This is a genomic window from Lysinibacillus sp. NPDC093216 (assembly GCF_050280325.1).
Classification (GTDB): domain Bacteria; phylum Bacillota; class Bacilli; order Bacillales_A; family Planococcaceae; genus Lysinibacillus.
In genome coordinates, this window is sequence record NZ_JBNNVB010000029.1 from 21,716 (window position 1) to 32,529 (window position 10,814).

10 protein-coding genes are annotated in these 10,814 nt (G+C 37.4%); 7 read left to right on the forward strand and 3 right to left on the reverse strand.

Going from position 1 to position 10,814, the window contains the following annotated elements:
- Positions 1 to 157 precede the first annotated feature (157 nt).
- A complete protein-coding gene (locus ACQKOG_RS22695; protein ID WP_370076039.1) occupies positions 158 to 1,123 on the reverse strand; it encodes a DMT family transporter in 966 nt (321 codons plus the stop codon).
- Between the two features lie 84 nt (positions 1,124 to 1,207).
- On the opposite strand from ACQKOG_RS22695, the gene ACQKOG_RS22700 reads away from it, so the two are divergent.
- The gene (locus ACQKOG_RS22700) at positions 1,208 to 1,780 is read left to right on the forward strand and encodes a helix-turn-helix domain-containing protein (RefSeq protein WP_370076037.1); all 573 of its coding nucleotides are present in this window, start codon (positions 1,208 to 1,210) and stop codon (positions 1,778 to 1,780) included.
- Between the two features lie 278 nt (positions 1,781 to 2,058).
- Here the strand turns inward: ACQKOG_RS22700 and ACQKOG_RS22705 are convergent, their stop codons facing one another.
- On the reverse strand, positions 2,059 to 3,165 hold the full coding sequence (locus tag ACQKOG_RS22705) for a M20 peptidase aminoacylase family protein (RefSeq protein WP_370076035.1): 1,107 nt from the start codon (positions 3,163 to 3,165) through the stop codon (positions 2,059 to 2,061).
- Positions 3,155 to 4,015, reverse strand: coding sequence for a MurR/RpiR family transcriptional regulator (locus ACQKOG_RS22710; RefSeq protein WP_370076033.1), 861 nt, complete (start codon positions 4,013 to 4,015; stop codon positions 3,155 to 3,157). Before ACQKOG_RS22710 ends, ACQKOG_RS22705 begins: the two co-directional genes overlap by 11 nt.
- A gap of 236 nt (positions 4,016 to 4,251) precedes the next feature.
- On the opposite strand from ACQKOG_RS22710, the gene ACQKOG_RS22715 reads away from it, so the two are divergent.
- From ACQKOG_RS22715 to menC, 6 genes are read left to right on the forward strand one after another with little or no spacing between them, the layout of a single operon-like run.
- Positions 4,252 to 5,814: an ABC transporter substrate-binding protein gene (locus tag ACQKOG_RS22715; RefSeq protein ID WP_402868737.1), complete on the forward strand. Its 1,563-nt coding sequence runs from the start codon at positions 4,252 to 4,254 to the stop codon at positions 5,812 to 5,814.
- 21 nt (positions 5,815 to 5,835) lie between these two features.
- Positions 5,836 to 6,786: an ABC transporter permease gene (locus ACQKOG_RS22720; RefSeq protein ID WP_370076029.1), complete on the forward strand. Its 951-nt coding sequence runs from the start codon at positions 5,836 to 5,838 to the stop codon at positions 6,784 to 6,786.
- 11 nt (positions 6,787 to 6,797) lie between these two features.
- A complete protein-coding gene (locus ACQKOG_RS22725; protein ID WP_427448316.1) occupies positions 6,798 to 7,694 on the forward strand; it encodes an ABC transporter permease in 897 nt (298 codons plus the stop codon).
- Between the two features lie 18 nt (positions 7,695 to 7,712).
- A complete protein-coding gene (locus ACQKOG_RS22730; protein ID WP_370076025.1) occupies positions 7,713 to 8,714 on the forward strand; it encodes an ABC transporter ATP-binding protein in 1,002 nt (333 codons plus the stop codon).
- Complete coding sequence (locus ACQKOG_RS22735) at positions 8,707 to 9,681, forward strand: ABC transporter ATP-binding protein (protein WP_402868740.1); 975 nt, start codon at positions 8,707 to 8,709, stop codon at positions 9,679 to 9,681. The genes ACQKOG_RS22730 and ACQKOG_RS22735 overlap by 8 nt, the downstream gene beginning before the upstream one ends.
- A gap of 14 nt (positions 9,682 to 9,695) precedes the next feature.
- Entirely contained in the window at positions 9,696 to 10,805 is a 1,110-nt protein-coding gene (gene menC / locus ACQKOG_RS22740) for an o-succinylbenzoate synthase (RefSeq protein WP_370076021.1), read from the forward strand.
- Positions 10,806 to 10,814: the final 9 nt, after the last annotated feature.

A 10,814-nucleotide genomic window follows, 5' to 3' on the forward strand; every position in this document is an offset into this window, starting at 1 on the left:
GTTGATGATGGTTTAACTTTATAATAAGAAAAATCCCGAATATTGAACGTTATTCGGGATTTTTTTTCTTATCTTATGTTTTTAATTTATCCTAAAGCTTTCTATTAAACATAGTAGCGTGTTTTAATCAGTTTTCGGTTTAAAACACGCTCTTAAACTATGCTATTTTCTTTTGTTTGGATACAGGAATAGTGCGATTTAAAATACTGTTGGCTATCATTCCGATCATAATAATGATCATTCCGATTAAAGATACTCCAACTGGCCAAGAACCGTTTAAAAAAAGGATTTCACCAAGAACAGTAAAAATCATTGTTCCTGCTTGTGTTGCCTCCACTGCCCCTAACAAAGACAGGTTATTTTTCGCTAAGTCAGTAGCGAAGAAAAATGTCATTGTGGCGATAACACCCGAACATAATGCTAATAAGAAACCTTGCATCATTTGCCCAGATGTTGGTATGCCAGTTGTAGTCCAACCATAAATCGCTAATATAATACTGACAGGAAGGCTACCAATTGCCATGCCTAACACGCGTTGAAATGTATCTAAGCGACCAGCAACGACTTCCATCATTTTTCTATTACCGAAAGGATATAAGAATGCAGCGATAACTACAGGGAGGAAGCCAGATAAAAATTGAGAAACAGTAATGTCTCCAGCTTCTGTTAATTGCATACAAATGACACCCGTTAAAATAAATAAGGAAACGAGTAAGCTTCGCATAGGAATTTTACCGCGAACTCGTTTAACTCCTGACTTTGTCTCCAATGTAATAAAAAATAACGGAGATAATAGCAAACCAGCTAAAATGGTTATTTGCCATGTACCTGCGACGAGCCATGCAGGACTAAATACAGCAGCATAACTTAATAAGGAATAAAATCCTACCCCGGCTATTGTGCCATAACCAAGCCATGCCAAAGGGTGTTTACCCATTTCTACCCATAGTGGACGAAGGTTTTTGCGAAATAGGACGATAAAGAATAAAATGGGTAAAGCGAATAAAAATCGGAAGGAAGCAGTCCAAGCCCAGCTTGTTCCTGATACGTTCATAACTCGATTTATAATAAATGTAGCTGAAAAAAACGCAGATGATAAAATACCTAATAAGATAGCACGCATTTCGTTCGCTCCTTTCTAAATATATATTATAATATAATTATTTATATAAAAAGTAAACTATAATATACTAAAGGTGGGGTTCATATGAAAGAACAAGAGGATATGCAAACAAAAGAAGTTATTTTGCAAGTTGGTCAACTGTTACGACAAATACGAAATGAACAGAAATTAAGTTTAGAAGAGTTAGCGAAAAAAACAGGTGTTAGTAAATTAACGTTAGGGAAAATTGAGAGAGGAGAAACGAATCCTACATTAGGTGTCATTTGGAAGATTACGAAAGGATTATCTATTCCGCTGTCACGGCTTATGGTGATAGAAGATATAGTAAATGTTGCACGTTGCGGAGAGGGATTTACGATAGAAGAAAATCAAATGTGGCGATTAGAAACTATATTTCGTTACAAAAAAGAAACTGGGATGGAAATGCATCGTGCTTGTTTGCAACCGAATAGCATATATGAGGCAGAACCTCATCATGAAGGAGCTATTGAATTTGTAACAGTAATGAAAGGGAAAATTTCGATTCAAGTTGGACAAGAAATGTACGAATTAAACGAATTTGATTCTATTCAATTTGAAGCAAATCGACAGCATAGCTATGAAAACACGGGGAATGAAGTAGCAGTTCTCCATTTAACAATGAAATATTTATCTTGAAATAAGGTATCACGCTTGAGTAGCTGGAAGAGGAATTGACAGAACCAGTGGAATTAAGTGTTTCAATGAAAAAAGCAGTGGGATTCAGCAAAGCAAGTATGTCTTACTGACCATTTATGAGAGATTTGCTACAGGGCACTTGCTAACCAACAACTCCTTTTAGTGCAAATAGCCAAAATGGGTGGAGAAAAATATTGTGTTTTTCTCCACAGTCTATTTCTGTTTAACTTTCATCAAATGCTTTGCAACGGCTTCCATCAAGGTATAAAAATCGTGATCTATTGTTGAGCACGAAAAGTGGCTAGCACAGTTTTAGTTAAGATGTTTGTGCCGATTTCAAGAGCATCTGTATCAAAGCTCATATAAGGATGATGGAGTCCAGGAGCGAGGTTACAGCCTAGGCCAATCATCGTTGCTTTTAAATGTGGTTTCTTGATTGTGTAAAAATGAAAATCGTCCCCACCAGAGGTGATGAGTGTGGGTATGATATTTTCTTCGCCAATAACTTCGGTAATGCCTGTGCGTGCAAATTGAATAGCTTGCTCGTTTTGAACAGCAGCAGGCATGGCTGTTATGGTGCTATAATGAATACTTGCCCCCAAGGTTGTACGTACACCGTCAATGATTTGTTTGAATTTTTGTACCAACTCCTGCATCGCTTCATTCGTTTGTGCACGTAAATCTAGTCCGAATTGTCCATTCCCGGGAATAATATTTCGACTGTCACCTCCAGCACGAATATAGGTCATTTTGATAGAATGTGGTATTTGCGGATCAATGCGAATTTGATTTAACTGTTCATTGATCGTCGTCATAACATCTATAGCATTGACCGTCAAATGAGGGCGTGCACCGTGACTATCGACTCCTTGTACCTGCCCATCAATCATTTGACCTGCGCCATGTATAATAACTGGTGATGCTACACCAAATGGGATTTCTTGGATTGGCCGTAGGTGGATGCCATATAGGTATTCCACATCCTCCACAATACCTTTCTCAATCATTTCCAAAGCGCCAGTACCTTTTTCTTCTGCCGGTTGAAAAACGAGGCGTAGCGTACCTTTGAAATTTTCATGCTGCATACATTTTGCAACACCAAGGACCATACTCATATGAGCATCGTGACCACATGAGTGATTCGCTTTAAAACAGCCATCAACTTCCTGCCATAGTGCATCAATATCTGCACGGACCGCTACTATAGGCTGGCCTTGGCCAAGGTCTGCATAAAGCCCTGTACAATCATTAAAAGTAGTCACCTTATAGCCTAGGTCACTGAGTACTTCTTTCAAATATTGGGTTGTATTTACCTCTTTCCAGCTTACTTCTGCATTTTCATGTAAGTAATGAAAATGTTGTAATAGTTCTTGCTTAATTTTCATGATGTAATCCCTCATTCCAAAATAGGTCTTTATAAGTAGTCTCATATTGTTGCTTTTGTTTTTCATATTGCTCAGGATAGTCTTGAATCATTTGATGCAATATTGTATTCAATAACGAGGAAATGACAGGACCAGAGTCAATTGTAGACATATGTGACATCTTAGTAATAAAAGTCGAATCAGCAATTTGAGTTATGGGAGCTATATCTGAATCTGTGATGCCCACCACATAAACTCCACGTTCCTTTAATTCCTGCGTAATTTCAAGCGTATGTTTCATATAACGATTAAAAGAAAAGGTAACAACGACACTATTTTCATCTAAGTTATTAATGTAAGAAAAATCATCCATATATAAATTTAAAATTCGACTATTCCCTCTTATTGTATTCAATGTGAAGCTAAACCAATGTGCAAAACCATAAGAGGCTCCACTCCCTAATACAACAATCTCCCTTGCAAGAGCAATTTTTTTAACGACCGTTTTAAACATTTCAGGGTCTATATTTTCAGCCGTTTTTTTTATATTGATTTGATCACGAATCATAACTTCTTCAATACCTGTATGATCAGTTTGCTCTGCAAATGTGTGTGAAAAGCTCATCAATGAATTTTTTAAATCAAAAATAGAATCCTGTACTTCATTTTGTAAATCAGTAAAACTCCCATAATTGATGGCATAAACAAATCGAATCACACTTGTTTCACTAACTCCAATCATGTTGGCGATTTTCGTCGCAGAGTTTGAAGCAAATAGCTTCGGATCTTCTTTCAAAAAGAGTGCAACACGTTTTAATGTAGGGGACAAATCATCAAATTTTTCTTGTATTTTAGCTTCGTATGCGTACAAGCCGATACCTCCTTTAGTAGTGAAGGAAATTCTTTTTTTTTCTAAAAAAATAAGCGTTTACTTTATTATAGCATATTCAAAATAAACTTTATTTTCAATATTTTCAGAAAAATAATTGAATTTTTTGAATAGTTTTGTTAGCTTAATATATATATTGAAGTGTTCACTTTAAATTTTTAGGAAATAAAGTGAATACTTCTAATGATCTAACATCATAAAATCTTGGGGGGATTGACATGAAAAAAGCAAATTGGTTATTTGTAATGTTTGCAAGTGTGCTTTTTGTGTTAGCAGCATGTTCTTCAGATGATAATGCTGGTGGTGAAAGAGCAGATAGTAATAAAGATTATTCAGAATTACAGGTAGCTTATAATGCTCAGCCACCAACGTTAGATCCGTTGATGACAACGGCGGTAGCTACGCGTGATGTAGCTCGAAATATCTATGAATCTTTAGTGACACTAGATAAAGATTCGAAGGTTGTGCCAATGTTGGCGGAATCAGTGGAGGAAAGTGAAGATGGTAAAGTTATAACATTTAAATTGAGACAAGGTGTTAAATTCCACAATGGTGATGATTTAACAGCCGAAGATGTTGTGGCATCTATGCAACGCTGGATGACAACGACAGGTTTAGGAAAATCTTATTTTGCGGATGCAACATTTGAAAAAGTGGATGATTCAGTTGTGCGATTGGTAATGCCGAAGCGACTATTCATTGCGCTCCATTTATTGGCAGATCCAAGTCAAATTGCAATTATTACAACGGAAGAAGCAAATGCCTCAACGACAGCTGAGGGCTTAACAGAATTTATTGGGACAGGTCCATATAAATTCTTAGAGTGGAAAAATGATCAATATATTCATTTAGAGAAATTTAATGATTATGTTGCTGTAGATAGCCCAGCAAGCGGATTGGCTGGTAAAAAAGAGGCACAATATAAAAATATTTATTTTAATATTGTAACCGATGCTTCAACGCGTTTTGCTGGTATTCAAACAGGAGAATACCAAGTAGCAAATGCGATACCGTTCGATAATGTGGCGCAATTAGAAAAGTCTGAAACTGTTAAAACTTCCATTGACCATAATGGCTTTAATGCTGTTGTATTTAACAAGCGAGCAGGACTTTTTGCTAAACAGGAAGCACGTCAAGCTGTAAATGCGGCTCTTGATCAAGAAGCAATTTTAAGGGCAGCGTTTTCGAGTCCTGAATTTTACGAATTAGAACACAATTTAATGATTAAAGATCAAACAGACTGGTATACAGATGCTGGTAGCGATCAATACAATCAAAAGAATATAGAAAAGGCAAAATCCCTATTACAACAAGCTGGCTATAATGGAGAGGAAATCGTCATATTATCGACACGTGATTATGAAGACCATTACAATGCAGCCGTTGTGGTTCAACAACAATTAGAAAGTCTTGGCATGAAAGTAAAGCTTGATATTTATGATTGGCCAACTGTGCAACAGCGTCGTACAGATGAAAAGGCATACGATATTTTCATTACTGGTTTCCCAACTGAGCCTGTACCTAATAAATATGTGTTCTTGGATTCCAAGGGAGAATGGCCAGGTTGGACAAATAGCCCTAAAATTGATGATTTATTAAACAAAATTGCAGGTGCTGCAACACAGGAAGAAGCGAAAGGCTATTACAGTGACTTAATGGTTGAAGTATATGACTATGTTCCAATTATTAAATTTGGAAACAAAACGACAGTAACAGCATACGATGCATCCATTGAAGGCTATGATTTCTTGCAAGGTATCATTTTATGGAATATGAAATAATTTGTAAGGGGGGATGAGCTTATGTTGAACTTTATATTGAAACGAATACTGTCACTTATACCTGTGTTATTTGTTGTATCAGTTGTCGTCTTTTTATTAGTTCATATAACGCCTGGTGATCCAGCTTCAGTTATGCTCGGTCCTGAAGCCTCTCCTCAGGATGTGGCTAAGCTACAGGAAGAGCTTGGCCTCAACCGCCCTATTTTGGAGCAATATGTGACTTGGGTAGGGGCTATTGTTAATGGCGATTTAGGAACATCACTATTTATGAAAAAACCAGTATTAACGGCTTTTTTTGAGCATTTAGGTCCAACACTTTCATTGGCCATTATGGCTCAATTGTTTGCTATTGTACTAGCTATCCCACTTGGTGTACTGTCAGCTAAGTTCAGAGGATCATTTTTAGATCAAACATTTATGGGAGTTTCACTTGTTGGCATATCAGTTCCAAGCTTTTTGCTCGGTTTATTTTTAATTTTATTATTTGGAGTGGAGCTACGTTGGTTACCTGTTGCAGGTTATAAACCGTTAGCTGCAGGTTTCGCTGTACATATCCGCTATTTAATTTTACCTGCCATTGCATTAGGTTCAATGCAAGCTGCTCTTATTGCCCGTATGACTCGATCTTCGATGCTGGAAGTTTTATCTGCCAATTTCATTAAGACAGCACGTGCAAAAGGGGTAAAGGAATTTGTTATTACAATGAAACATGCATTACGTAATGCATTTATTCCTATCTTAACGATTATCGGTCAAACCTTCGGGACTTTAGTAGCTGGTGCAGCTGTCATTGAAACGGTATTTAATATCCCAGGCATTGGTCAATTAATCATTAACTCAGTAGAACGACGTGACTTTGAAGTGATTCAAGGAGTTGTTTTGTTAATCGCAGTTAGCTACGTAACAATCAATTTAGTGATTGATTTACTATATGGTATTGTTGATCCACGTTTACGAGTTGGGAAGAGATAGGGGGGAGTAATTTGAGTCAAGAGCTTTCAATGAATGATCTGTCAACCATTAAGAAGCAGATGAAGCAAAAGCAGCGAACGTTATTTAGAAAGAAGTTTTTTAGCAACAAATTGGCTTTGACAGGCACCGTTATTATGTCAGTAATAATTTTGTTTACGATTTTGACCCCGTTTATCATCTCGACTTCGCCATATACATTGGATACCGCGAATCGATTATTACCGCCAAGTACTGAACACTTTTTTGGCACGGATAACTATGGTCGAGATTTATTTAGTCGTGTTATGTATGGGGCACGTGTTTCATTAGTCATTGGCTTCTCTGTCGCACTGTTAACTTCTATTTTCGGGACGATTGTTGGATTATATGCAGCTTATTTTAAAAAGCTTGATAGCTTATTGATGCGTACTGCTGACGGTCTAATGGCATTTCCAGCCATCTTACTTGCGATTGCGATTATGGCATCTCTCGGTGCAAATTTAGTCAATGTCATTATCGCTTTAACGATTGTATTTACACCACTTGTTGCAAGAACTATTCGTTCCTCTGCTTTAATTGTGAAGGAGCAAACATATATTGAGGTGTTGCGGGCACAAGGTGCAAATAGCACGCGTATTATCTGGTCGAATATTTTCCCGAATGTCATTTCACCTTTAATTGTTCAAGCTACTTTTATTTTTGCAGATGCCATTATTGTAGAGGCTGCACTTAGCTTTTTAGGAGCCGGGATTCCTGCACCTGAACCAAGTTGGGGCAATTTATTATATGATGGCAAAACGGTTATTTTCAATGCGTGGTGGATGACAGTATTCCCAGGAATTGCAATTATGTTAACGGTTTTAGGCTTAAATCTATTTGGTGATGGATTGCGAGATTTACTAGATCCGCATAATAAATCGAAGAAGTAGTAAGGGGGTGCTATTACAATGACAGATACTTTACTTGAAGTTGAGCATTTAAAAGTTCATTTTGATACAGAGGAAAAGAAAGTAACAGCTGTCGATGATGTTTCTTTCACTGTTAAAAAAGGAGAAATCGTTGGTGTAGTGGGAGAATCCGGCTGTGGTAAAAGCGTTACGGCAGAATCAATTTTACGACTTCTCGATGAAAAGCATACAAAGTATGAAGGTGAAATTCGTCTCGAAGGCCAAAATTTATTAGCGAAATCCGCAAAAGAAATGCGAGAAATCCGTGGTAATGATATTGCTATGATTTTCCAGGATCCGATGAGTTCATTAAACCCAGTTTACACTGTGGGTGATCAAATTATGGAAGCCCTCCTCCTTCATCAAAATGTTTCAAAAGAACAGGCCCGCGTGAAAGCGATTGACATGCTGAAATTAACTGGTATTCCAGCACCAGAGAAACGGATTGATGAGTTTCCTCATCAGCTATCAGGGGGGATGCGTCAACGGGTCATGATTGCGATGGCACTTTGCTGTCAGCCAGCACTTTTAATTGCCGATGAACCAACAACAGCTTTAGACGTGACAACGCAATCACAAATTTTAGACTTGATCAAAGAGTTAAAAGACGAATTTAATATGGGGACGATTATGATTACGCATGATTTAGGCGTTGTAGCTGAAGTTTGTGAAAAAGTAGTAGTCATGTATTTAGGTCAAGTCATTGAAGAATGTGATGTATTAACGATTTTTGATCAGCCTCTGCATCCCTATACACAAGGCTTATTAAAATCAATTCCTAATATAGAAGGAAGTCGTGAGGAAAAGCTGTATGTGATTGAAGGAAAGGTGCCGACATTAAGTCAAATTCCTACAGGTTGTCGCTTTGCTCCACGCTGTGAATTCCAGACAAACAATTGTCGCACATCTCTACCAAAGCTTGAAAGCTACGGCGACCGTAAAGTCAGATGCTGGCACTTTGAAGAAATTCAGAGGAAGCGGGAGGTGAAAATTCATGGATAACAAAGAAATGATTTTACAAATAAAAAACTTAAAAACCTACTTTCCTGTTAGTAGTGGTGTCGGGCAGGAAAAAAGATATGTCAAAGCAGTCAATAATGTGTCCTTTGAGCTTACTAAGGGCGAGACATATAGCTTAGTTGGAGAATCTGGTTGCGGAAAAAGTACTACAGGCCGTTCTATTTTGCGGCTCATTGAACCTACAGATGGCGAAATAATTTACCAAGGACAGACAATTAATAAGCTTAAACAAAAAGAAATGATGCCCATTCGTCGTAGTTTGCAAATGGTGTTTCAAGATCCTTATTCATCTTTAAACCCACGTAAACGTATCGGAACAATATTAGAAGAAACCTTGAAAATACATCATATTGGCACAAAGCAAGAGCGTACACAAAAAGTGATGGATATTTTAAATAAGGTAGGGTTCCAAAATGAACATTATTTTCGATTTCCACATGAATTTTCCGGAGGGCAGCGTCAGCGTATAGGATTAGCACGCGCACTTATTATGAATCCAGATATTATTATTTGTGATGAGCCTGTATCGGCATTAGATGTATCTATTCAATCACAAGTGCTGAATTTATTGGAGGATTTACAAAAAGAATTTAACCTAACATTATTGTTTATCTCTCATGACTTAAGTGTTGTACGCCATATTTCCAATCGAATTGGCGTAATGTATTTAGGAAAGATCGTAGAAGAAACAACGACAGATGAAATTTTTAGCAACCCAATGCATCCTTATACAAAAGCACTTTTATCAGCAATTCCTGTGCCCAATCCGCGAATAAAACGTGAAAAGATTAAGCTGAAAGGTGAAATCCCTTCTCCATTGAATCCACCAACAGGCTGTGTTTTCCAGACGAGATGCCCTTTTGTAATGGAAAAATGCCGGACGGTAGAGCCAGAGTTGGTCGAGCATTCACCTGCCCATAAAACGGCATGTCATTTATATTACAAGTAGGGGAGTGTTGAGAAATGAAAATTGAAAAAATTATAGTTCGTAAAATGAAGATGACTATGAAATCACCCTTTGAAACAAGTTTTATGAAGCAGCAGGAACGTATTTTCTTAATTATTGAAGCGTATGGTGAGAAGCATGTTGGTTATGGAGAATGTGTTGTTAGCGCTTATCCTTATTATGGAGAAGAAACGGCTTCAACGGCATTCTCTATTATTGATGAATTTTTAATACCACTTGTTATTAATCAGGAATTCAACCATCCAGATGAGATAAATGAGAAGTTTGCTCGCGTGCGTCGCAATAATATGGCGAAATCTGCAGTGGAAGCAGCCATTTGGGATTTATATGCAAAAGAGCAGGGCATACCTTTAGCACAAGCACTTGGAGGAGAAAAAAAAGAAATTACTGTTGGCATTAGCCTAGGCATTGAAGATGATACGAATGTATTGCTGGAAAGCATTGAAGGTTATTTAAAACAAGGGTTCAAAAAAATAAAAATTAAAATTAAGCCCGGAAAAGATATCGAAGTACTGCGTGTAATCCGTGATCGCTTTGGCGATATACCTTTAATGGCAGATGCCAATTCTGCCTACTCGTTAGAAGATCTATCCTTATTTAAGGAGATGGATAAATTAAATTTAATGATGATTGAGCAACCTCTTGAGCATGATGATATTGTCGATCATCGAAAATTACAAAGAGAACTCAATACACCGATTTGCTTAGATGAAAGTATCCATTCATACGATGATGCTAGACGTGCAATTGAACTAGGTAGCTGCAAAGTGATTAATATAAAGGTAGGGCGTGTTGGAGGCTTATCCGAGGCTAAAAAGATTCATGATTTATGTCAGCAGCATCAAATCCCTGTATGGTGTGGGGGTATGCTAGAATCAGGGATTGGTCGTGCTCATAATATTGCAATTACAACACTGTCAAACTTTACAATACCTGGTGATACGGCACCATCTTCCCGCTATTGGCATGAAGATATTATTGAGCCAGAGATTGTCATGGATGACCAAGGACATATCCAAGTTTCTAATCTACCAGGTATTGGTTATAATATTGCACAAGACAAACTCGAAAAATACACAATAGAAAAGTATATTTACGAAGCATAATGAAAGTCG